This window comes from Kitasatospora sp. NPDC007106 (genome assembly GCF_040634455.1).
Taxonomy (GTDB): domain Bacteria; phylum Actinomycetota; class Actinomycetes; order Streptomycetales; family Streptomycetaceae; genus Kitasatospora; species Kitasatospora arboriphila.
Genome location: NZ_JBEYFP010000046.1, coordinates 1 through 22,699, shown reverse-complemented (window position 1 = coordinate 22,699; position 22,699 = coordinate 1). Strand labels below are relative to the sequence as shown.

The window sequence follows — 22,699 nt, the reverse complement described above, 5'->3', positions numbered from 1 at the left end:
GGTGAGGTCGGTGTGCAGCGCGCCGGCGGCGGCGCCGGTCTCGGCGAGTTCGCGCCGGGCGGCGGCGAGTTCGTGCTCGGCGGCGCGGGCGCGGAGGCCGAGCTTGGCCGTCCAGCCGACGAGGCCGCACCAGAGCAGGGCGGCGACGGCGGCGACGCCCGCGACGGCGGCGCGGTGGACGGACGGGGTGAGGGCGACGGCCGCGGCGGCGGCCGCGGCACCGAGGACCATCCCGGCCCCGGCGCGGACCGCGAGAGCGCCGTCGGATCCCTGGTACGCCGCCCCGGCGGGGCGCGTGCGAGCTCTCATCTGTCTGATCCTCGTGCGGCGTCGGCGGCGGAGCAGGGTGACCGCGGGACCGGCCGCGGGCATGCCGGGCGGGCCGGGGCATCGTACGGCCGAGCGCGTTCCGCTCATTTGATCGGTACACGCGGTCGCCCGATCATATCCATTCAGGTTTTCGACTCAATGGCCGAGTTGACACACAGTCGCACAGGATGACGCTCCGCGCCCGTACCACCCGGTAACCGTGCGGCCGAGGGGCCCGGAAGACGTCCGGCGGGCCGTTCCGCGATGTGGGAACGGCCCGCCGGGGGGCGCGCTCAAGGTAGGCGCCAGGGCAGCGTCGGGGCAGCGCCGGGTCAGCCGAGGACCGCCTCCACGTCCCGGCGCAGCTTGGCGAAGTCCACTCCGTGGCCGGAGAGCACCGCCGCACCCAGGCCCTGGCCCTCGCGGATCAGGCCGAGCAGGATGTGGCCGGTGGCGATCTCCTTCTGCTTGAGGCGGAGGGTCTCGCGCAGCGAGAGCTCCAGGGTCTTGCGGGCGCGCGGGGTGAGCCGACTGTGCTTGCCGGCCCGGCGGCCCTCGGCGGGCCGGCGCTCCAGGGCGCCCTCGCCGAAGGCGGACTCCACGGCCGCCCGGACGGCGTCGAGGTCGACGCCGATCGCGGCCAGCGCCCGGCCGTCGACGTGGCCGCCGGACAGCCGGACGACCTCGGCCCGCGCGGCCTCGTGGTCGAGGCCGTCGGCGGCCAGCAGCGCGGCCACCGGGTCGGCCGGGTCGTGCACGATGCCGAGCAGCAGGTGCTCGGTGCCGACCTTCTCGTGGCCGAGCTCGCGCGCCTCCACCTGGGCCTGCATGACGACGCGGCGCGCGCCGTCCGTGAACCGCTCGAACACGGTCAGCCCTCCCCTCTCGTACCGAAGATCCGCTTGGCGTACTTCTTGTGCACCGCCTGTCGGCTGACCCCGAGGCAGGCGGCGATCTCCTGCCAGGACCAGCCCTGCTCGCGCGCGTTGCCGACCTGGAGGTCCTCCAGCCGGTCGGCCAGGTCCCGCAGCGCCCGGACGGCCCGCAGGCCGATCGCGGGGTCGCGGCTGCTCGCGTCCGCGGCGAGCTGTCTCGTCTCGCTCATGCTGTCAACTTAGGTTGACAGGCGCCCGATGTCAACCCAGGTTGACAAAGACTCGGGCGGCCGCACCGACGGCAACGCCTCACACGGACCAGTACGCCCGGTCGTTCGGGTTCCGCTCCCCCTCCCTCGGCATCCGGCGTCCGCAGCGCTTGCCCGTCCGGCGCGAGCGCGCGTACGCGTCCAGCTCGGCCAGCCAGCGGCTGCGGTCCTCCTCCAGCACCGCCAGCGCCCGCAACAGCGCCTCCTCGTCCCGCTGGAACGGCCCGGCCAGCCACGCCAGCCGGTCCAGCGTCCCGTGGAACCCCAGCGGCCGGTACAGCTGCACGCACGACCGCAGCGCCGCCACCCTCACCCGGAGCGGCAACCTCGAATCCGCCACCCGCCGGGCATGCCATCCGAAACTCATCCGGCATCCACCTCCAGAAAGTTGAGCCTGCGTCACTTTCGTCCAACCGATGACTCGTCAGTAACATGCCAAGGAATACGTCGGTCGGCCACCCCCGTCCGGCCTCACCCTGCCCTCACCACCTCGAAGGCGAACCCTCTGCATGTCCATACGCTCCCGTGCGCTCCCCGCACTGGCCACCGGCCTGCTGCTCACCGCCACCGGCTGCGCCGCCTCCGCACCCGCCGCCGAACCGGCCCTCGCCGCCGCGGCCCTCACCACGGAGACCGCCCCGGCGGCGCCGGCCGCGACCGCCCCGAGCAGCACCGACACCCGCGCCGCAGCGGCCCCGACCGCCGCCGTCGCCGCCCCGGCGACCGCCGGCGAACCGGCCGCCGGCACCGGCCGGACGGTCTCCCTCGTCGCCTACGACCCGGCCAGCGGCCACGCCACCCTGCGCACCGGAAACCCCGGGCACGCCAAGAACCCCGGCAGCACCGGCACCCCCGCCAGCACCGGGAAGACCCCCGCCCCCTCCCGCACCACCGGCGCCCCGCACGGCCCGGACGCCACCGCCTCCGCGTCCGCGTCCGCCGCGCCGGACACCGTCCGCACCGGCCAGCTGATCGCCAGCCCGCCCACCCCCGCCGCACCGCGCGGCGCCCTGGTCGCCGTCACCGGCGTGCAGAAGACCGCCGGCGACGAGGTCGAGGTCACCACCCGCCCCGCCGAGGTCGCCGAACTGCTCGGCGCCACCGCCACCGAGCAGCACCAGGCGATCGACGTCCACGGCATCCGTGTCCAGCCGCTGGTCAAGGACCTCAAGGTCGGCTTCACCACCCGCCCCGGCGGCGGCAACGGCTCCGCCTCGGCCCAGCTCTCCCTCGACGCCGGCACCAGCGTCCCGCTCCCCGGCGGAGCCAAGGCCGACCTCGCCGCCGGCATCCGCCTCTCCCCCTCCGTCGACTTCTCCTACGACGGCCGCGGCATCCTCAAGGGCGGCATCGAGAAGGCCCGCGTCGGCTTCGGCCTCGGCGCCCACGCCGACTGGAAGGTCGGCGCCACCCTCGCCGCCAGCCCCAATCCGCTGCGCGTCCCGCTCGCCAAGCTCAGCGCCAGCCCCGTGCTGACCGTCGCCGGCTTCCCCGTGGTGGTCAACCTCGACCTCACCTGCTACCTCACCGTCGGCGCCGACGGGAAGCTCACCGTCGAGGCCGAACAGGACCTCGACGGCGCCTGGTCCGTCCACGCCGACTACGCCAAGGGCAAGGGCTGGACCACCACCGCCGACCCCGGCACCACCACCGTCGGCCCCGTCCGCGCCAAGCTCAGCGGCGACGCGACCCTGCGCACCGGCCTCACCGCCGAGGCCTCCGTCGGCCTCTACGACACCGTCGGCGTCGCCGCGTCCGTCGAGCCCTACCTGCACACCCGGGTCGCCGGCTCCGTGACCCTCGACACCACGGGCAAGCCCCCGCACGTCGAAGGCAGTTGGACCAACACCGCCGGCCTCGACATCAACGGCAGGCTCTACGCCCAGATCAAGATCCTCGGCACCCCGCTCCTCAAGGCCGACCTCCCCCTGCCCGCCTTCCACCGCGAGTGGCCCCTGCCCTCCCTGAGCACCACCCACTGACCCGCGGCGAACCCGAGGGCCGGACCCCGACCGAGGGTCCGGCCCCGGCGCACGAATCCGCTGGCACCGCGGCCCGTAGGCCGACCAGACTGCGCGGGTGGACTCCAACCCGTCGGCGCCCCGCCCGCTCGCCCGGCCCGCCCCCGACCCGCGCGCCCGCGACCTCGTCCCCGACTTCGCAGCCATGCAGGACCTGATCGCCGGGCTGGCCCTGCCCGACCGGGCGTCCATGGACGTGATGAGCACGCTGGAGACCGCCCGCGAACTCGTCCGGCACTCCTACCACCGGTACGAGTTCGCCACCGCCGCCGTCACGCACTCCCTGCTCGCCCTGGAGCGCGTCCTCGTCGACCGCCTGGCCACCGAGCGGCCGCTCCGCGAGCTGCTCGACCGGGCCGTCCGCGCGGGGCTCGTCACGACCGACCGCGCCGCCGTGCTCGACCGGGCACTGCTGCTGCGCGACCGGCTCGCGCGGGGCGCCGCGACCAGCGCCGCCGTCCACCCGGCCGGGGCCGTCGAACTGCTGCAGGCCGTCTTCGACACCGTCGCCCTGCTCCTCGGACCGCCGCCCACGGCCGGGGCCGCGGCCCCGGACACCGGCACTGCCGGGCCCGCCGACCGGCTCGCCCTGCTGTGGGAGGAGCACCGGCGCGCGCCCTACCCCGACAGCTTCCGCGGTGTGGACATCGCGGGCGTCGAACTGATCCTCCTGGACGCCGACGTCGCCGGACTCGTCCGGCGCGAGCTGGACGGCGGACTCGACGCCGACTGGATCGCCGTGCTCTGGCGGTACATCACCGAGCTCGACCGGGTGGTCCCGCTGATCGACGAGGCGTACTGCCGCGCCTACTTCGCGAAGCTCCGCACGGTGGCCGCCCTCGCGGCCGCACGGCACCTCCCCCGGCGACCTGACCGCCCGCGTGCCACCCCGGACTCGCGGCACCACGGACTCGCGGCACCCCGGACTCGCGGCACCCCGGACGGCCGGCCCCGGCGGCAGGGATCAGCCGGCCCTGCGGTACGTGCCCAGCACGGCGGCGCCGATCTGCCGGACGGACCGGCACTCCAGGTCGGCGTGCGGGCCCTCGGCCGGGAACAGGCGGCGGCCGGTGCCGAGGACGGTGGGGAAGGTCAGCAGCCGGTACTCGTCGACCAGGTCCTCGGCCATCAGCCGGTGCACGACGCTCAGGCTGCCGGTGACGATCACGTCGCGCTGCTCGCGCTTGACGGCGTCGACCAGGTCCCCCTCCAGCAGGCGGGAGTTCGCCCAGGCCGAGGTGTCGGTGAGGGTGCGGGACGCGACGAGCTTCGGCACGGCGTTCAGCCGGACGGCATGGGGGCACCTCCCGGCCCCCGTGGGGCCGGGGGAGGGTCGTCGCGGCCCGGCCACAGCCGCGAGAACAGCTGCCAGGTCTCCCGCCCGAACAGCATGACCCCCTCGTCCAGCGTGCTGCCGAGCCGGAACTTGTCCCCGGCGACGGCCTCCCGGCCGAACCGGAAGGCCCAGCCGCCCAGCGGCGTTCCCCCGGACCCGTCCGGGTCGGACACGACCCCGTCCAGGGTGATGAATTCGATGACGACGACGCTCACGGCGGATTCCCTTCGGTGCGGTGTTCACCGGTACGTACCGGCCGCACCGCCCGAACTCATCGCCGCCGCCGGAACTCCTCGGCGGAAATCCGTCGCGGCAGGTCGAACACTTCGAGGACGCGCGGATCCGCGAACACCGCGTTGTGCGCGACCCGGCCGCCGACCACGGTGAGGACCTGCACCGTGTGCAGAAGGAGTCCGCCGCCGGGATCCGGCGCATAGGCGGCCAGCGCGGGCTGCCCGTTGGCGGTGAGCCGCCGCATGCCCCAGCCGGTGCCGCGCATCCGGAAGACGCGTTCCAGGAACAGGCCGTACTCCCGGCTGCCCCGGTACCAGAGCGGCACGGGCGGCATCTCCAGGACGGCGTCCTCGGCCAGCAGCCGCACCAGCGCCGCGACGTCGGCCGCCTCGAACGCCCGCACGTAGCGCCGGACCACCGCCCGCACCTCGGGATCGTCCGGTTCCCGGACCTCACCGGCGTCGCCCACGCCGGCCACGGCCGCGCGGGCCCGCTGCAGCGCGCTGTTCACCGCGGCGACCGTGGTCCCCAACTGCTCGGCGACCTCGGCGGCGGAGAACGCCAGCACCTCGCGCAGGACGAGCACCGCACGCTGGCGGGCGGGCAGGTGCTGCACGGCGGCCACCCACGCGAGCCGCAGGTCGGCCCGCGCCTCGGCGTCGAACCGCGCGTCGGGGAAGGGCTCCAGCCAGGGGATGTCCGGCGCCGGCACGAGCGGCGTCCCCGGATCGTCGCTCGGCACCCCGAGCCCGGACGGCAGCGGCCGCCGCCCGCGCCCCTCCAGCGCCGTCAGGCACACGTTGGTGGCGATCCGGTACAGCCAGGTCCGCACCGAGGCCCGCGCCGGGTCGTAGCCGTCCCGGGCCTTCCAGGCCCGCAGCAGGGTCTCCTGCACCAGGTCCTCGGCCTCGTGGAACGAGCCCGACATCCGGTAGCAGTAGGCCACCAACTCACGCCGGTACGGCCCGAGTTCCATCCGCCCATCATGCCGCACACCCTCTCCGCCGGGGCCGACACGGACGGGCGCCACGCGGCGGAACGGCGGAGAGGGTGCCGACCGATGGTCGACACCCTCTCTCACGTGCGGCCCGGCACGCTCAGCGGCAGGTGCTCACTGGTGCGTCGGCAGCGCTTGCGCCCGCCGTCAGCTGCAGCCGCTAGTGGAGCCGCAGCCCTCGCAGAGGTAGCAGCTGCCGGCGCGGCGCATCTTGGTCCCGCAGGAGAAGCAGAGCGGCGCGTCGGCGTTCAGGCCCAGCTGGATCTCCACCAGTTCGGTGGAGTTGTGGGCCTGGGCCGGGGCGGCCTGCGGCTTCGCCGGGGCGGGCTCGGACGCCCTGGGGGCGGCGAGCGGCGCGGACTGGGCGAGGCCCTCCACGTCCACGTCCTCCTCGACGGGCTCGTAGGAGCCGGTCTCCAGGTGGCGGGTGCGCTCCTCGACGGAGTGGATGCCGAGCGCGGAGCGGGTCTCGAACGGCAGGAAGTCCAGCGCCAGGCGGCGGAAGATGTAGTCGACGATCGACTGCGCCATCCGCACGTCCGGGTCGTCGGTCAGACCGGCCGGCTCGAAGCGCATGTTGGTGAACTTCGAGACGTAGGTCTCCAGCGGCACGCCGTACTGCAGGCCGACCGAGACGGCGATGGAGAAGGCGTCCATCATGCCCGCGAGGGTCGAACCCTGCTTGGACATCTTCAGGAAGACCTCGCCCAGGCCGTCGTCCGGGTAGGAGTTGGCCGTCATGTAGCCCTCGGCGCCGCCGACCGTGAAGGAGGTGGTGATGCCCGGGCGGCCCTTCGGGAGGCGCTTGCGGACGGGGCGGTACTCGACGACCTTCTCGACCGCGGCGGGCGCCGCGGCGGCCTTCTCCTCGACGGCCGGGGTCTTGGTCTTGGCCGAGAGCGGCTGGCCGACCTTGCAGTTGTCGCGGTAGATGGCGAGCGCCTTCACACCGAGCTTCCACGCCTCGAAGTAGATCTCCTCGACGTCCTCGACCGAGGCGTTCTCGGGCATGTTGACCGTCTTGGAGATGGCGCCGGAGATCCACGGCTGGATCGCCGACATCATCCGGACGTGGCCCATCGGCGAGATGGACCGCTCGCCCATCGCGCAGTCGAAGACCTCGTAGTGGGCGGTCTTCAGGCCGGGGGCGTCGATCACGTTGCCGTGCTCGGCGATGTGGGCGACGACCGCCTCGACCTGCTCGTCCTGGTAGCCGAGGCGCTTCAGGGCGCGCGGCACGGTGCCGTTGACGATCTGCATCGAGCCGCCGCCGACGAGCTTCTTGAACTTGACCAGCGCGAGGTCCGGCTCGACGCCGGTGGTGTCGCAGTCCATCATCAGGCCGATGGTGCCGGTCGGGGCGAGCACGGAGGCCTGCGCGTTGCGGAAGCCGTTGGCCGCGCCGAGGCGGACGACGTCGCCCCAGGTCTCGGTGGCGGCGGCCCACACCGGGGCGTCCAGGTCGTCGACCGCGACGGCGGCGGCGTTGGCGTCCGCGTGCTGCTGCATGACCCGGCGGTGGGCGGCGGCGTTGCGGGCGTAGCCCTCGTACGGGCCGACCACGCCGGCGAGTTCGGCGCCGCGGCGGTAGGCGGTGCCGGTCATCAGCGAGGTGATGGCGCCGGCCAGGGCGCGGCCGCCCTCGGAGTCGTACGCGTGGCCGGTGGCCATCAGCAGGGCGCCGAGGTTGGCGTAGCCGATGCCGAGCTGGCGGAAGGCGCGGGTGGTCTCGCCGATCTTCTCGGTCGGGAAGTCCGCGAAGCAGATGGAGATGTCCATCGCGGTGATGACCAGCTCGACGACCTTGGCGAAGGTCCCGGCGTCGAAGGAGTCGTCGTCGCGGAGGAACTTCATCAGGTTGAGCGAGGCGAGGTTGCAGCTGGAGTTGTCCAGGTGCATGTACTCGGAGCAGGGGTTGGACGCGTTGATGCGGCCGGACTCCGGGCAGGTGTGCCAGTGGTTGATGGTCGAGTCGTACTGGATGCCCGGGTCGGCGCAGGCCCAGGCGGCCTCGGCCATCTTGCGGAACAGCTTCTTGGCGTCGACGGTCTCGATGACCTCGCCGGTCATCCGGGCGCGCAGGCCGAAGGTGGTGCCGTTCTCGACCGCGGCCATGAACTCGTCGGAGACGCGGACGGAGTTGTTGGCGTTCTGGTACTGGACGGAGGTGATGTCGTCGCCGCCCAGGTCCATGTCGAACCCGGCGTCGCGCAGGGCGCGGATCTTCTCCTCCTCCTTCACCTTGGTCTCGATGAAGGCCTCGACGTCCGGGTGGTCGACGTCCAGGACGACCATCTTCGCGGCGCGGCGGGTGGCGCCGCCGGACTTGATGGTGCCGGCGGAGGCGTCGGCGCCGCGCATGAAGGAGACCGGGCCGGAGGCGTTGCCGCCGGAGGAGAGGAGTTCCTTGGAGGAACGGATCCGGGAGAGGTTGAGGCCGGCGCCGGAGCCGCCCTTGAAGATCATGCCCTCTTCCTTGTACCAGTCGAGGATCGACTCCATGGAGTCGTCGACGGCCAGGATGAAGCAGGCGGAGACCTGCTGGGGCTGCTTGGTGCCGACGTTGAACCAGACCGGCGAGTTGAAGCTGAACACCTGGTGGAGGAGGGCGTGGGTCAGCTCGTGCTCGAAGGTCTCGGCGTCGTCCGGGGTGGCGAAGTAGCCGTGCTTCTCGCCGGCGGCACGGTAGGTGAGCACCACGCGGTCGATGATCTGCTTGAGGCTCCACTCGCGCTGCGGGGTGCCGACGGCGCCGCGGAAGTACTTCGAGGTCACGATGTTGACCGCGTTGACCGACCAGAAGTCGGGGAATTCGACGCCGCGCTGCTCGAAGTTGATCGAGCCGTCACGCCAGTTGGTCATGACGACGTCGCGGCGCTCCCAGGTCACCTCGTCGTAGGGGTGGACGCCAGGAGTGGTGTAGATGCGCCCGATCCGCAGACCGCCCTCGGGGGCCTTGCCGGCCGCCTTGGTCCCCTTGCCGGACTTCGACCCGCGTGCGGAACCGCTCGTCGTGTCAGTCACTTCTTCTTCCTCCTCCTGGGCAAACGCCCTGGACGCCCCGATGCTTCCGGCTTACGGGGCATCCGGCGGTTCGCTTCTCCTGGTGTGCGGGCAGCCTGGAACACCGACCGCTTTCGCACGTTGTGTTGTGTTCTGTACCCGTCGAGCGGGCATGCGCCGGCCGCGGACGGCCGGAGCGGTGGCCTGCCGCGGCCCTAGGGCGCGGCGGCGGCGGGGGAGGGCAGCGCGCAGCCGTCCTCCGGGACGAAGGGCCGCTCGGCGCGGAGCTCCGCGATGGCGGCCTCGAAGTCCTCCAGGCCGTCGAAGGCCCGGTAGACCGACGCGAACCTCAGGTACGCGACGACGTCGAGCTCCTTGAGCGGGCCCAGTATGGCCAGACCGACGTCATGGGTGGACAGCTCGGCACTGCCGGAGGCGCGCACGCACTCCTCGACCCGCTGGCCCAGCTGGGCGAGCGCGTCCTCGGTGACCGGCCGGCCCTGGCATGCCTTGCGGACGCCGGAGATCACCTTCTCGCGGGAGAAGGGCTCGGTGACGCCGCTGCGCTTGATCACCATCAGGGTCGCGGTCTCCACCGTGGTGAAACGGCGGCCGCAGTCGGGGCACTGGCGGCGGCGGCGGATGGAACTGCCGTCGTCGCTGGCCCGGCTGTCCACGACCCGGCTGTCGGGATGCCGGCAGAAGGGGCAGTGCACCTGAGGACTCCCTCCCGAAGGGCATGACAGCGGACCGGGCCACTCTACGCGATGAGCAGGGGTCCACAGCAAGCTCGACCACAACCTGTGGGCCCGACCGGTGAGACTGGCACAAGATCTAGCGCTCGGGGGTCACGCCACGCCGAACGGATCCGGTTCGTCCGCAGTGTCGGCGCCGCCGTTCCGGCGACGTGTTCCGCGGACCGGGTCGAAATCTCCAGGGCCGGTGAAATAGACTGCTGGAGTCGAACATTTAATCGATGTACACCCAAAGCCTTGATCGCGTCAGTAGACTGCTAAATAATTCACTCGAACGTGTGTTTGGCGCAACCTTTCGATAGGGGCACCAGTTGAGCAGGGCAAGGGAGAAACGCCTGTCCAATGAGGGGCCGCGATGAACACCGTAGAACTCAAGAGCAACTCCATCCCGGTGCAGGAGCGCTCCGCGCGCACCACGGACCAGCAAGGCGTGGACCACAGCATGAGCCGTAGCCAGCCGATCGAGCACGCCGCCGTGCAGGACACCGTGCTCGGCGCGCCCGCCCCCACCCGCTCCCTGCCCGGCCGCCCGCCCGGGATCCGCACCGACGAGGCCGGCCTGACGGAGCGCCAGCGCCGGGTCATCGAGGTCATCCGGGACTCCGTCCAGCGCCGGGGCTACCCGCCGTCCATGCGCGAGATCGGCCAGGCCGTCGGCCTCTCCTCCACCTCCTCCGTCGCCCACCAGCTGATGGCCCTGGAGCGCAAGGGCTTCCTCCGCCGCGACCCGCACCGCCCGCGTGCCTACGAGGTCCGCGGCGTCGAGGTCGCCCGCCCGAACACCGCCGAGACGGCCGGCCGCCCCTCGACCTCCTACGTGCCGCTGGTCGGCCGGATCGCCGCCGGCGGTCCGATCCTCGCCGAGCAGACGGTCGAGGACGTCTTCCCGCTGCCGCGTCAGCTGGTCGGCGAGGGCGAGCTCTTCGCGCTCACCGTCCGCGGCGACTCGATGATCGAGGCGGCCATCTGCGACGGCGACTGGGTCACCGTCCGCCGGCAGCCGGTCGCCGAGAACGGCGACATCGTCGCCGCCATGATCGACGGCGAGGCCACCGTCAAGCGCCTCAAGCGCGAGGACGGCAAGATCTGGCTGATGCCGCACAACCCCGCGTACGACCCGATCCCGGGCGACAACGCGACCATCCTCGGCAAGGTCGTCGCCGTGCTGCGGCGCCTCTGACGGGCAGACGCGCGGGGGCGCGGAGAACTGCGCGGGGCTCACGGCCCGCGCGGCTCCCCGCGCCCCCTTCTGTCCGTCCGGCACCCTCGCGGGCCGTCGCCGCCGCGCTCCTACTTCACCGGCTTCACCGGCGGGGCCGAGGCGTCGATCGCCGCCAGCGAGCGGCGGACCTGGTTGCGGTCGTTGGTGTACCAGAAGTCCGGCATCGACGAGCGGAAGAAGCCGCCGTACCGGGCGGTGGCCAGGCGCGGGTCGAGCACCGCCACCACACCCCGGTCGTCCGCCGCGCGGACCAGCCGGCCCGCACCCTGCGCCATCAGCAGCGCCGCATGGGTCGCCGCGACCGCCATGAAGCCGTTCCCGCCGGCCTCCTCGACCGCCTTCTGCCGGGCGCTCATCAGCGGGTCGTCCGGCCGCGGGAAGGGGATGCGGTCCATGACGACCAGCTGGCAGGCCGAACCGGGCACGTCCACGCCCTGCCAGAGCGACAGGGTGCCGAACAGGCAGGACTCGGCGTCCGAGGCGAACGCCTTGATCAGCTCGCCGAGCGTCTCCTCGCCCTGCAGCAGGATGCGGTTGTCCAGCCGCTCGCGCAGCGCCTCGGCCGCGGCCTGGGCGGCCCGCATCGAGGAGAACAGGCCGAGCGTGCGCCCGCCGGCCGCGCCGATCAGCTCGGCGAGTTCGTCCAGCATCGCCGGCCGGTCCGGCTCGCGGCCGGGCGGCGGCAGGTGCTTGGCGACGTAGAGGATGCCCTGCTTGGGGTAGGTGAACGGCGAGCCGACGTCGAGGCCGCGCCAGGACGGCGGGGCGTCCTCGCCGCCGTCGGGCTCCGGCTCGCCCGGCGTCCGCTCGTCGGGCAGCCGCCCCTCCGCCGGCAGGCCGACCGAGGCGGCCACGCCGTTGAAGTCGCCGCCCAGCTTGAGGGTCGCCGAGGTGAGCACCACCGAGCGGTCCCGGTAGAGGTTCTCCCGGAGCAGGCCGGAGACGGACAGCGGGGCGACCCGCAGCGAGGCCGTGCCGGCCCCGAAGCGGTCGCTGCGCTCGATCCACACCACGTCGTAGGCGGAGTCCTGGAGCAGCCGGTCGGCCGTCTCGTGCAGCGACTCGGCGGAGGCCATGGCCTGCTTGCGCACCGCGTCCTCGTCGGAGAGCGAGCGGTCCCGCGTCTCGCCGAGCGAGGTGATGACCTGGCGGGCGGCGTCCCGGATCGCCGTGACGGCGTAGGCGAGGTACTCGGGCAGCTCCTCGACCCGGCCGGGCTGCGCGGTCTCCATCAGCCCGTGGTAGTTCTCGGCGGCGGCCTGGAGGGCGTCCACCGACTTCTCGTTGGCGAGCTTGGCGGCCCGCCGGACGGCCCGGTTCACCGCGTGCACGGTGAGCTCGGCGGTGGCGGCGCCGGTCACCCGGTTCACCAGCTCGTGCGCCTCGTCGATGATCAGCAGCCCGTGCTCGGGCAGCACCGGGGCGCCCTCGATGGCGTCGATCGCCAGCATCGCGTGGTTGGTGACGACGACGTCCGCCACCTTGGCCCGCTCGCGCGCGGCCTCGGCGAAGCACTCCTGGCCGTACGGGCACCTGGAGGCGCCGAGGCACTCGGAGGAGCTGACGGAGAGCTGGGCCCAGGCCTTGTCGGAGACGCCCGGCGAGAGGTCGTCCCGGTCTCCGGTCTCCGTCTCGTCCGCCCAGTCGCGCAGCCGCACGACGTCCTGGCCGAGCTTGCTGCTCGGGCCGCCGAGCACCTCGGCGGCGTCGAACAGGCCCTCGCCCTCGTCCGCCGGGGTGCCCTCGTGCACCCGGTGCAGGCACAGGTAGTTGGAGCGGCCCTTGAGCATCGCGAAGAGCGGGCGGCGGCGCAGCACGGGGTGCAGGGCGTCGACCGTCCGCGGCAGGTCGCGTTCGACGAGCTGGCGCTGCAGGGCGAGGGTGGCGGTGGCGACCACGACGCGGTCGCCGTGGGCGAGGGCGGGCACCAGGTAGGCGAGGGACTTTCCGGTGCCGGTGCCGGCCTGGACGAGGAGGTGTTCGCCCTCGTCGACCGCGTCCGCGACGGCCTCGGCCATCCTGACCTGGCCGGGGCGCTCGACGCCGCCGACCGCGGTGACGGCGGCGTGCAGCAGCTCGGGGATGCGGGAGCGCGGAACGGGGGCCGGTGTCTCGTCGCCCGGCAGGGGCAGGGGTGCGGAGTCGTTCGTCATGACGCCGCCCACCCTATTGCGCGCCGCCGACAATCGGTGCGCGCTGCGGCGGGCGGGGTCGGCCCGCCCGCCGGGCAGGGCGCCCCGTGCGCCCCGGCCCGGCGGGCCGCCCCGGCGGGTCTGCGGGGGTGCTCAGGCGCCGCCCGGCGGGGCGAAGCTGGTCCAGGCGGTGCGGGCGGGCAGCGGGTGGAGCTCCTTGCCGGCGACGGCGTTGAGGATGACGGCGGCGCGGTGGGCGCCGAGGCCCAGGTCGGGGGTGCCCACGCCGTGGGTGTGCAGCTCGGCGTTCTGCACGTAGAGGCCGCCGGTGAGTTCGGGCCGGGTGGCGACGCGGTGGTCCAGGTCGACCCGGTAGCGGCCCCGCTCGTCCCAGTCGATGAGGGCGGCGATCGGGTCGAGGGCGTCGGGGCGGGTGGCGCGGTAGCCGGTGGCGAGCACCACGGCGTCGGTGCGCAGGACGTGGTCGGCGCCGGAGTCGGTGTGCCGGCAGTGGAGTTCGAGGCCGCCGCAGGGCCCGGTGCGGGCGGCGGTGACGGCGGTGCCCGGGACGATCTCGACCGGGTCGCCGCCGGGCGGGCGGCCGACGGAGCGCTCGTACAGCAGGTCGTGGATCTCGGCGAGGGTCTCGGCGCTGGCGGCCTTGTGGAGCTGCCACTGGGCGGGCACCAGGTCGTCGCGGACCTCGCGCGGGAGGCTGTGGAAGTAGCGGGTGTAGTCGGGGGTGAAGTGCTCCAGGCCGAGCTTGGAGTACTCCATGGGGGCGAGGGCGCGGGTGCGGCTCAGCCAGCGCAGCCGGGTGCCGTCGTCGGCGCGGCGGCGCAGCAGGTCGAGGAAGACCTCGGCGCCGGACTGGCCGGAGCCGAGGACGGTGATGTCGCGGGCGCCGTCGAGGCTGTCACGGCGTTGGAGGTAGTCGGCGGAGTGCCAGACCCGGGGGTGGCCGGCGAGGTCGGCGAAGGCGGCCGGCCGGTGCGGGCGGGTGCCGACGCCGAGGACGACGTTGCGGGCGCGGATCTCCTCGCCGCCGGCCTCGGCGCGGAACAGCCGCTCGGCGGTGTCCCAGCGCAGGGCGGTGACGGGGGCGCCGAAGCGGCAGTTGGGCAGCCGGTGGGCGACCCAGCGGCAGTAGTGGGCGTACTCGCGGCGGGAGAGCTGGAAGCGCTCGGCGAAGTAGAAGGGGTAGAGGCGTTCCTGGTGCCGCAGGTAGTTGAGGAAGCTCCAGGGGCTGGTGGGGTCGACCAGGGAGACCAGGTCGGCGAGGAAGGGCACCTGCATCCGGGCGCCCTCGACGAGCATGCCGGGGTGCCAGCGGTACTCGGGCTCGGCCTCGCAGAAGAGCGCGGAGACGGCGTCGGCGGCGCCGTGGGCGAGGGCGGCGAGGGAGAGGTTGAACGGGCCGATGCCGACGCCGAGCAGGTCGTACGGTTCGCCGCCGTCGCGGGGGGCGGGGAGCGGGCGGGGGCCGGGCCGGGAACGGACCATCAGTGCGGCGCGCTTGTCGGGGAGTTCGAGTTCACCGGCCTGCCGGAAGCCGGCCCGTTCGAGGGAGCGGCGGCAGGCGGTGTTGCGGAGGTCGGGTTCGGCGAGCACCCGGTGGCAGTCGGGGCGGTGGGCGAGGACGTGGTCGGCGAGGGCGGTGAGCAGGACGGCACCGAGGCCGCGGCCGCGGGCCGCGGGCGGGCCGAGCAGCAGGTGGAGGCCGGTGTCGTGGGGGCGCGCCGGGTAGTGGGCGGCGATCGGGTCGAGGTCGGCCCGGTAGATCTCCCAGTAGCTCATCGGGGTGCCGTCGAGCAGGCCGAGGCAGGGCAGGCTGCGGCCGTCGCCGTCGAGTTGGGCGCGCAGGTGCCGCTCGGTGCGGTCGGGCGGCCCGGCGAGCTGCCACCAGGTGTCGACGGCGGGGTCGTTCATCCAGCCGGCGATCAGCGGGAGGTCGTCGGGCAGCCGGACGGGGCGGAGCCGGAACTCGCCGGCGGGGGTGGCGATCGGGCCGTGGTCGGCGACGCCGTCCGGCGGGGCGGGGCGCTCCCCCGGTGCCGGAGCCGCCGGGGCCGGGGCGGTGGCCGGGGTCATGCGGCGGCCACCGGGTTGGGGATGTCGACGTAGACGGACTGCGTCTCGACCGGGCCGACGAGTTCGTCGAGGCCGTGCAGCCGGGTGAGCAGGTTGGCCTTGCAGCGCAGGGTGGCGGCGGTGAGCAGGTGGGCGGGCAGGGCGGAGCCGGTGGCGGCGGCGCGCGGGCCGGCGAGGAAGCGGCGCAGGGCGGCCAGCAGCACCTCCTCGTCGGCGAGCCGCTGGGCGCCGAGGGCGCCGATCAGGCCGAGGACGTGGTTGATGCCGAGGTAGTAGGCGAAGCGCTCGTCGGCGACCCGGTCGGGGACGAAGGTGTCGCTGGTGCTGCCGAGGCCGGGCAGCCGGGCGGTGAGCCGTTCGGCGGCGGAGTCGCGGTAGTAGTAGCCCTGGTTGTCGCGGTAGCGGCCGCCGACGGGCCAGCCGTCCCGGTCGAGCAGGACGAGGCTGTTCTGCTGGTGCGCCTCCAGGGCGATGCCGGCGGTGCCGTCGAGCCAGAGGACGGGCAGGACGACGGCGTCGAGGTAGCGCAGGAACCATTCGGCAGCGACGGTGCCCGGGCGGCGGCCGGTGCGGTCGGCGAGGACCGCGAGGAGGCGGCCGAGGTGCGAGTCGAGCCGCTGCCCGGCGGGGTGCTCGGCGAGCAGGCCGGCGAGGCAGTGGACGCGGTCGGCGGGGCCGAACGGCTGGTGGCGCAGCACGGTGGACAGCCCGTCGGGGTCGGTGAGGCCGGGGTGGTCGACGCCGATCCAGGCGGGGTCGCGGACGATGTCGAAGCCGGGGTGGGCGGCCCGCCACTCGGCGGCGAGGCCGGCTTCGAGCAGGCGGTGGACCTCCGTGCCGCGGTGGAGTTCCTTGCGGAGGTTCTCGCGGCGGGAGTTGGTGATCCGCAGGCCGAGCGAGAGCTTGAGCATCCAGGGGGTGCCGGGGCGGGTGACGGTGCGGACGGAGGAGGTGGGGTGCCAGGGGTCGCCGTGCGGGCCCAGGTCGTGCAGCAGGCCCTGGTCGAGCAGGGCGGCGACGGCGGGGCGCAGCGCGAGTTCGCGGGCCTGCCAGGGGTGGAGCGGCAGGGCGGCGGTGCCGGGCGGCAGGAGGCGGGGGGCGGCGAGGAGCCGTTCGGTGATCCGGTCGGCGCTCTCCGCGGTGGCGGAGTCGGCGGCGAGCAGGGTGCGGTCGACGGCGTACCAGTGGAGGCGGAAGGAGCCGTGGAGTTCGGGCGAGTAGGCGCGGCTCTCGGCGGGGCCGAGGCCGTCGCGGCTCTTGGGGGTGGGGTGCAGGGGGTGGCCGAGCAGCAGGGCCTGCTCGGAGCGGAGGAAGGGGGTGTGGCCGGCGGGGTCGGCGGCGGTGCGGCGGTGGGCGAGGATCTCGGTGGTGCGGGCGACGGAGTCGGCGACCCGGGCGGCGAGGTCGGCGATCCGGCCGGGGTCGGTGTGCCGGCCGTCGCCGTCGGCGGTGCGGGCGAGCAGGGCGGTGGCGGTGACGGCGTCGACGGGTGCGGCGGGGCCGCCGGGCCCGGTGCCGACGGTGGCGGGGCCGAAGCGGTGGCGGCCGCACGGCGACCAGTAGCGGACGGGGGCGCTGAGCCGGGCGGCGCCGCCGAGGACGGGGGCGTTGAGGCGTCCGGCGGCGTCGGGCCGGGTGCCGGTCTCACGGGCCCAGCAGCGCAGGACGGCTTCGGTGGTGGCGTGTTCCGCGGCGGTGGCGGGGTCGGGGTGGAGCAGCGGGTCGTCCGTCCCGGGGTGGTCCGGCGGGTCGGGAAGGGGGCCGGGAAGGGGGCCGTGCAGGGGGTCGTCGTCGGGGGTGCGGCGTGCTCGGGGGGCAGCTGGTCCGGGCGGTGCGGCAGGGGTCGGGGCTCCGGTGAGGGCGGTGCTCAAGGCTGCTCCTTGGGTGCGCGCCGTCGGCCGGCGCGGGGTCGAACGGGTGCGGCGGGGGGACGGCACCCGGAAGGCGACAGGTAAGGGTTACCTTCCTGGGGCGCCCGACCACAAAAGCTCCTCACTCGTTGTGGTGAAACGGAGCCGTTTGCTCACCCGTGGGGGTGGTGTGTGCTGACGGTGCGTCCGGGTCACGGTTCGGTGACCTCTTGTCAACCGGCGTGCACCCCGGCGACGTCGGCCGTGCCGGTGATGGCAGACTTCACCGGCGGCGATTCGGCCGCAGCGACGTCAGGGGGGACGTGGCCATGGCACACATCGGACGGGCGGGGCCGCTCGCGGCACTCGCCGCGGCACTGCTGCTCACCGTCGCGGCCTGCACTCCGGAGGGCGGGGGCACGCCGGAGCCGTCGGGCAGTGCCGCATCGGCACGGGCGGGCCGGCTGAAGCTGCCGACCGACCTGCCCTCGGGGCTGCTCGCGGGGCTGCCGCGGAGCTGGGACGAGCTGCGCCACTGGACGTACGCGGACTGGGACAGGTGGGCGTCCGCGCACGTCTTCCGCAACCCGGTGGTGCGGGACCTGTGGAATCCGGACCGGATGGACGCCGCCGCCCCGCAGCAGCCGGCACCGCCCACGGTGCCGCCCACCGCGCCGCCGCCCGGGGACGGGAGCGCCGAGCCCGATCCGACGCCGGTGCCGGCCGTCCCGGTGGAGCGCCCGTACACCCGCTACCCGGCCTCCGGGAAGGTGTTCAGCAACGCGCCGGGCGGCGGCATCGGCCAGTGCTCGGCGACGGTGGTCGCCGATCCGTCGCACCCGGGGAAGTCCAACCTGGTCTGGACGGCCGCGCACTGCGTCCACCAGGGCAAGGGCGGCGACTGGTTCAAGAACATCATCTTCGTGCCGGCCTACAACAGTTCGGGCGCGGCGAGCGGCGGCCGCAGGGCCCCGCTCGCCGAGGTGGCGCCGCTCGGCCAGTGGTGGGCCGACAAGGTGGTGACCTCGCCGCTGTGGCCGGCCGAGGGCGGGCACAGCGGGGACGCCGCCAACCAGTACGACTTCGCGGTGCTGCGGGTGCACGACCCGCAGGACCCTTCGAAGTCGCTGGAGGAGGCGATCGGCACCGCCGTGCCGGTGTGGTTCGACGCACCGCGCGAGCAGCTGCGGATCTCCGCCTGGGGCTATCCGGCGGTCAAGCCGTTCAACGGCCAGGAGTTGGACCGGTGCGACGGCGGCCGGCCCACCCGGCTGTCCTTCGACGCGGCCCGCCCGGCGATGCTCACCATCGGCTGCACCATGACCGCCGGTGCCAGCGGCGGCGGCTGGTTCGCACCGATGCCGGACGGCCGGACCGCCCTGGTCAGCAACACCTCGATCGGCACCGGGGCGCACACCACCCTGAGCGGCCCCTACCTGGAGAAGGTCGCCCAGCAGGCACTGGCCTGGATCTCCCAGAAGTAGACCCGCCCGACCGCAGGACCGCCCGACCGACAGACACGCACCGACGCGGCCGGCGGCTCCGGGGCACTCCCCCGGTGCTGCCGACCGCCGGAACATCGACACAGCAGACGGGGACAGAGATGCCTTCCACCTTCCGCAGGACCGCAGCCGCCGCCGCGGCGGCCGCCGTGCTCACCCTCACCGCGACCGCCTGCGACCCGGAGGCCGGCAACGGCGCCGACGCGGCCGCGCCGGCCTCGGCCTCGGCCTCGGGCGCCGCCAAGCCCGGTCTCGACCTGACCGAGGCGCTGAAGAACCTGAAGAACTGGACCACGGACGACTGGGCGAAGTGGGCCGGTGCGCACGGCTTCACCGCGGAGAAGCTCAAGGGCTTCTGGGACCGGGCCCGGATGGACAAGGCGCAGGGCATGGAGACCCAGGACGCCGCCCTGCAGTCCGAGAAGACCGCTCCGGAGAACGACCCGCAGCCGCCGGCGAAGATCCCCGCCAAGGCGCAGCCGCACCCGTACTCCCCGGCCTCCGCGGTGCTGGGCAAGATCTTCATGCAGGTGGACGCGCAGACCAGCGCGGTCTGCTCCGGCACGGTGATCAGCGACCCGGCGCACCCCGGCAAGTCCAACCTGGTGTGGACGGCCGCGCACTGCCTGCACGAGGGCAAGGGCGGCACCTGGTTCAAGAAGATGGCGTTCGTGCCCTCGTACAACCGCTCCGGCGCCGCGTCGAAGGGCCGCGAGGCGACCTTCGAGCAGGTCGCGCCGTACGGTGCCTGGACGGCCGACTACGCGGTGGTCTCCCCGCAGTGGGCGGAGGAGGGCGGCGAGCGCGGCGGCCCCGCCAGCCAGTACGACTTCGGCATCCTCCGGGTGCACAACGAGGACTCCTCCGACGGCCGTTCGCTGGAGGAGGCGGTCGGCAGCTCGGTGCCAGTGTGGTTCGACGCGCCGCGCGCCCAGATCGCCGGGGTCTCCGCGTACGGCTACCCGCAGGGGGCGCCCTTCGACGGCCGGGAGCTGGAGTTCTGCGACTCGCGGGTGAAGCCGGCCCGGCTCTCCTTCGACGCCGAGCGGCCGACGATGTACGTGATCGGCTGCACCATGACGGGCGGTTCCAGCGGCGGCGGCTGGTTCGTGCTGCGCAACGGCAAGCCGTCGCTGGTCAGCAACAACTCGATCGGCCCGCGTCCGGCGGCCTGGATGGCCGGCCCGGCGCTCGGCGCACAGGCGAAGGCGATGTTCGACTACATGAGCACCCTGAAGCGGTGACCTGAGAACGGAGCGGGCCCCGCACCCCTCGGTGGGGTGCGGGGCCCGCGGCGTTCGCGGTGCGCCGTTGTCAGGCCTGGGCCACCACGGCGAAGCGCTCCAGCTCGGCGGCCAGCACGGCCGCCACCTTGGCGTGCAGCAGGGTGCCGTCGCCGGTGTGCTCGGTGGAGATCAGCTCGCCCTCCGCGTGCACCCGGGAGACCAGGTCGCCGCGGGTGTACGGGACGAGCACCTGCACCTCGACGGCCGGGCGGGGCAGCTCGTCGTCGATGAGCTGCAGCAGCTCGTCGATGCCCTGGCCGCTGCGGGCCGACACCACGATGGCGTGCGGCTCGCGTCGCAGCAGGCGCTGCAGCACCGCCGGGTCGGCGGCGTCGGCCTTGTTGATCACCACGATCTCGGGCACGTCCTGTGCCTCGACCGAGACGATCACCTCGCGGACGGCGGCGAGCTGGGTCTCCGGCTCGGGGTGCGAGCCGTCGACCACGTGCAGGATGAGGTCGGCGTCGGCGACCTCCTCCATGGTGGAGCGGAACGCCTCGACCAGGTGGTGCGGCAGGTGGCGGACGAAGCCGACGGTGTCGGCGAGCGTGTACAGCCGGCCGCTCGGGGTCTGGGCGCGCCGGACGGTCGGGTCCAGGGTGGCGAACAGCGCGTTCTCCACCAGGACGCCGGCCCCGGTCAGCCGGTTGAGCAGGGAGGACTTGCCGGCGTTGGTGTAGCCGGCGATGGCCACGGACGGCACCTGGTGGCGCTTGCGCTCCTGGCGCTTGGTGTCGCGGCCCTTCTTCATGTCGGCGATCTCCTTGCGGAGCTTCGCCATCTTCTCGCGGATCCGGCGCCGGTCGGTCTCGATCTTGGTCTCACCGGGACCACGGGTGGCCATGCCGCCGCCCGAGGAGCCGGAGCCACCGCCACCCATCTGCCGGGAGAGCGACTGACCCCAGCCGCGCAGGCGCGGCAGCATGTACTGCATCTGCGCCAGGGAGACCTGGGCCTTGCCCTCGCGGGACTTGGCGTGCTGGGCGAAGATGTCGAGGATCAGGGCCGTCCGGTCGACGACCTTCACCTTGACGACGTCCTCGAGGTGGATCAGCTGGCCGGGGGTGAGCTCACCGTCGCAGACGACGGTGTCGGCGCCGGTGGAGGCGACGATGTCGCGCAGCTCCTGGGCCTTGCCGGAGCCGATGTAGGTGGCCGCGTCGGGCTTGTCACGGCGCTGGATCACACCGTCCAGCACCTCGGAACCGGCCGTCTCGGCGAGCGCGGCCAGCTCGGCCAGCGAGTTCTCGGCCTCTTCGGCCGTGCCGTCCGTCCACACGCCGACGAGCACCACGCGCTCCAGGCGGAGCTGGCGGTACTCGACTTCGGTGACGTCCTGGAGCTCGGTCGACAGGCCGGCCACGCGGCGCAGGGCCGCGCGCTCGGAGCGGTCGTACTGTTCCCCGTCGTAGTGGTCGAGGTCCTCGTCGATCGCCGCGAGGTCCTCGTCCATCAGGGCACCGGCCCTGAGGTCGGCGAGCCGGCGGGCGGACTCGCGCGTCTGGGTGCGGCTGTCGAACGTGGAGGTCATCTCATCCTTTGCGGTGTCGGGAGGCCGGCGCAGACGGACTGCGTCGAGGAGTCTGCCCGGCTGCCGCCCCTTCTACCGTCGGGCGGGACGAGCTACCCCTGCGGACCGCCGGCGGCACCGGAGCTACTGCCTCCGGACAACGCCGCGGACCGGCCGTGCATTCCCCACGATGGTCGCACGGCCCCGTCCGCCGGGTCACCCCCATTTCGCCCCGCGGCCACCTCGGCGGCACCGTCCGGCGGGTCGGCGGCGGGGCCGTCGGCGGCGTCCTCGCGGGGCGCGCCGGCCCGGTAGACGTCGTACACGCCGGGGACGCGCAGCATCGCGCGCATCACCGCGGGCAGCGTCTCGGCGCCGGGCAGTTCGATCGTGTAGCTGTGCCGGACCCGCAGGTCGCGGGGGGCCTCGACGTCGGCGGAGAAGATGCCGACGCCCTCGCCGGAGATGGCGGCGGTGAGGTCGGCCAGCAGCCGGGGGCGGTTCAGCGCCTCGGCCTGCAGGGCGACCCGGTAGCCGTTCGGCGGTGCGGCGCCGGGGACCCAGGTCAGCCGGAGCGGACCGCGGCCGTCCTCGCGCATCCGCTCGCCGACCGGGCAGCCGGTGCGGTGGACGGCGACGGCACCGCCGCGGATCGGGTAGCCGGTGACCGCGTCCGGGGGTACGGGGGTGCAGCAGCGGGCGAGCCGGACGGGTGTGCCGGGGCGGCCGGCCACGGCGACCGGGGCGCGGCCGCGGGCACCCGCCGGGGGGTGCGGCAGTGGTTGGGGCACCGGTCTGCCGTCGGCGGGGCCGGTCTCCACCTCCGGCGCGGCGGCCGGACGGCCGGCCAGCCAGCGTTCGACGGCGAGGCGGGCGGCGGGGGTGCGGGCGTGCTCCAGCCAGTCGGCGGAGGGGCCCGGCGGTTCGCCGGTCGGGGCGGTCAGCACGGCCACCATGTCGCCGTCGCGCAGCACGGTGGAGAGGGTGGCGAGCCGGCCGTTGACCCGGGCGCCGATACATCGGTGGCCGGTCTCCTCGCCGAGCAGGTAGGCGGCGTCCACGCAGCTGGCGCCGACCGGCAGGTGGAGGGTGTCGCCCTCCTCGGTGACGACGGTGATCTCGCCGTCGTCGGCGAGGGTGTCCCGCAGCGTCGACCAGAAGGCGTCCGGATCCGGCGTCTCCTGCTGCCAGGCGAGCAGCCGGCTGAGCCACCCGGGTCTCGCGGGGTCGGTGCGGTCGAGTTCGTCGCCGCCGGCCGGGGCGCCGGAGGCGGCCGGGGTGCCCGTCGCGGCCGGCGGCGCGGCGGC

General features: G+C 74.1%; 17 protein-coding genes and 1 pseudogene. 4 read left to right on the top strand and 14 right to left on the bottom strand.

All coding sequences use genetic code 11. From position 1 onward, the window contains the following. The 4 genes and pseudogenes from ABZ641_RS07755 to ABZ641_RS07740 all read right to left on the bottom strand — a co-directional run. Positions 1-309, bottom strand: a pseudogene (locus ABZ641_RS07755) (hypothetical protein); the annotation flags it as partial. 332 nt (positions 310-641) lie between these two features. Next, positions 642-1,178 (bottom strand): Clp protease N-terminal domain-containing protein, encoded by a 537-nt coding sequence (locus ABZ641_RS07750; RefSeq protein ID WP_344623233.1) that lies wholly within the window; start codon positions 1,176-1,178, stop codon positions 642-644. Positions 1,179-1,180: 2 nt separating this feature from the next. Then, complete coding sequence (locus tag ABZ641_RS07745) at positions 1,181-1,414, bottom strand: helix-turn-helix transcriptional regulator (RefSeq protein ID WP_095872902.1); 234 nt, start codon at positions 1,412-1,414, stop codon at positions 1,181-1,183. Positions 1,415-1,493: 79 nt separating this feature from the next. Then, positions 1,494-1,820 carry a hypothetical protein gene (locus ABZ641_RS07740; RefSeq protein WP_344623232.1) on the bottom strand — a complete coding sequence of 109 codons (327 nt, stop codon included), beginning with the start codon at positions 1,818-1,820 and terminating at the stop codon, positions 1,494-1,496. A gap of 142 nt (positions 1,821-1,962) precedes the next feature. Between ABZ641_RS07740 and ABZ641_RS07735 the strand changes: the two genes are divergently transcribed. Then, complete coding sequence (locus tag ABZ641_RS07735; RefSeq protein WP_344623231.1) at positions 1,963-3,435, top strand: hypothetical protein; 1,473 nt, start codon at positions 1,963-1,965, stop codon at positions 3,433-3,435. Between the two features lie 1,003 nt (positions 3,436-4,438). On the opposite strand, the gene ABZ641_RS07730 is transcribed toward ABZ641_RS07735, so the two are convergent. The 5 genes from ABZ641_RS07730 to nrdR all read right to left on the bottom strand — a co-directional run bounded on the left by ABZ641_RS07730 (position 4,439) and on the right by nrdR (position 9,760). Continuing rightward, complete coding sequence (locus ABZ641_RS07730; RefSeq protein WP_359979954.1) at positions 4,439-4,615, bottom strand: dihydrofolate reductase family protein; 177 nt, start codon at positions 4,613-4,615, stop codon at positions 4,439-4,441. A 140-nt stretch (positions 4,616-4,755) separates the two neighbouring features. Further along, complete coding sequence (locus ABZ641_RS07725) at positions 4,756-5,025, bottom strand: hypothetical protein (RefSeq protein WP_359979946.1); 270 nt, start codon at positions 5,023-5,025, stop codon at positions 4,756-4,758. Positions 5,026-5,081: 56 nt separating this feature from the next. After that, positions 5,082-6,020, bottom strand: a complete 939-nt coding sequence (locus tag ABZ641_RS07720; protein WP_359979943.1) for a sigma-70 family RNA polymerase sigma factor — start codon at positions 6,018-6,020, stop codon at positions 5,082-5,084. Positions 6,021-6,188: 168 nt separating this feature from the next. Next, positions 6,189-9,065: a vitamin B12-dependent ribonucleotide reductase gene (locus tag ABZ641_RS07715; protein ID WP_344623227.1), complete on the bottom strand. Its 2,877-nt coding sequence runs from the start codon at positions 9,063-9,065 to the stop codon at positions 6,189-6,191. Between the two features lie 194 nt (positions 9,066-9,259). After that, positions 9,260-9,760, bottom strand: a complete 501-nt coding sequence (gene nrdR / locus ABZ641_RS07710) for a transcriptional regulator NrdR (RefSeq protein WP_359979940.1) — start codon at positions 9,758-9,760, stop codon at positions 9,260-9,262. Positions 9,761-10,154: 394 nt separating this feature from the next. Between nrdR and lexA the strand changes: the two genes are divergently transcribed. After that, positions 10,155-10,979 (top strand): transcriptional repressor LexA, encoded by an 825-nt coding sequence (gene lexA / locus ABZ641_RS07705; protein WP_344623225.1) that lies wholly within the window; start codon positions 10,155-10,157, stop codon positions 10,977-10,979. Between the two features lie 110 nt (positions 10,980-11,089). Here lexA and ABZ641_RS07700 read toward each other — a convergent pair whose 3' ends face one another. The 3 genes from ABZ641_RS07700 to ABZ641_RS07690 all read right to left on the bottom strand — a co-directional run bounded on the left by ABZ641_RS07700 (position 11,090) and on the right by ABZ641_RS07690 (position 17,025). Then, positions 11,090-13,174 carry an ATP-dependent DNA helicase gene (locus tag ABZ641_RS07700; protein WP_359979936.1) on the bottom strand — a complete coding sequence of 695 codons (2,085 nt, stop codon included), beginning with the start codon at positions 13,172-13,174 and terminating at the stop codon, positions 11,090-11,092. A 132-nt stretch (positions 13,175-13,306) separates the two neighbouring features. After that, positions 13,307-15,244, bottom strand: coding sequence for a GNAT family N-acetyltransferase (locus tag ABZ641_RS07695; protein WP_359979934.1), 1,938 nt, complete (start codon positions 15,242-15,244; stop codon positions 13,307-13,309). After that, positions 15,241-17,025 carry an IucA/IucC family protein gene (locus tag ABZ641_RS07690; RefSeq protein WP_359979951.1) on the bottom strand — a complete coding sequence of 595 codons (1,785 nt, stop codon included), beginning with the start codon at positions 17,023-17,025 and terminating at the stop codon, positions 15,241-15,243. The genes ABZ641_RS07695 and ABZ641_RS07690 overlap by 4 nt, the downstream gene beginning before the upstream one ends. Before the next feature lie 398 nt (positions 17,026-17,423). Between ABZ641_RS07690 and ABZ641_RS07685 the strand changes: the two genes are divergently transcribed. Together ABZ641_RS07685 and ABZ641_RS07680 are read left to right on the top strand one after the other, a co-directional pair. Continuing rightward, positions 17,424-18,578 (top strand): hypothetical protein, encoded by a 1,155-nt coding sequence (locus ABZ641_RS07685; protein WP_344623221.1) that lies wholly within the window; start codon positions 17,424-17,426, stop codon positions 18,576-18,578. Positions 18,579-18,697: 119 nt separating this feature from the next. Then, positions 18,698-19,840: a hypothetical protein gene (locus ABZ641_RS07680; protein ID WP_359979931.1), complete on the top strand. Its 1,143-nt coding sequence runs from the start codon at positions 18,698-18,700 to the stop codon at positions 19,838-19,840. A 70-nt stretch (positions 19,841-19,910) separates the two neighbouring features. Here ABZ641_RS07680 and hflX read toward each other — a convergent pair whose 3' ends face one another. Together hflX and ABZ641_RS07670 are read right to left on the bottom strand one after the other, a co-directional pair. Further along, complete coding sequence (gene hflX / locus ABZ641_RS07675) at positions 19,911-21,413, bottom strand: GTPase HflX (protein WP_359979928.1); 1,503 nt, start codon at positions 21,411-21,413, stop codon at positions 19,911-19,913. 92 nt (positions 21,414-21,505) lie between these two features. After that, on the bottom strand, positions 21,506-22,699 hold a 1,194-nt coding region (locus ABZ641_RS07670; protein WP_359979925.1), incomplete at its 5' end, for a TGS domain-containing protein.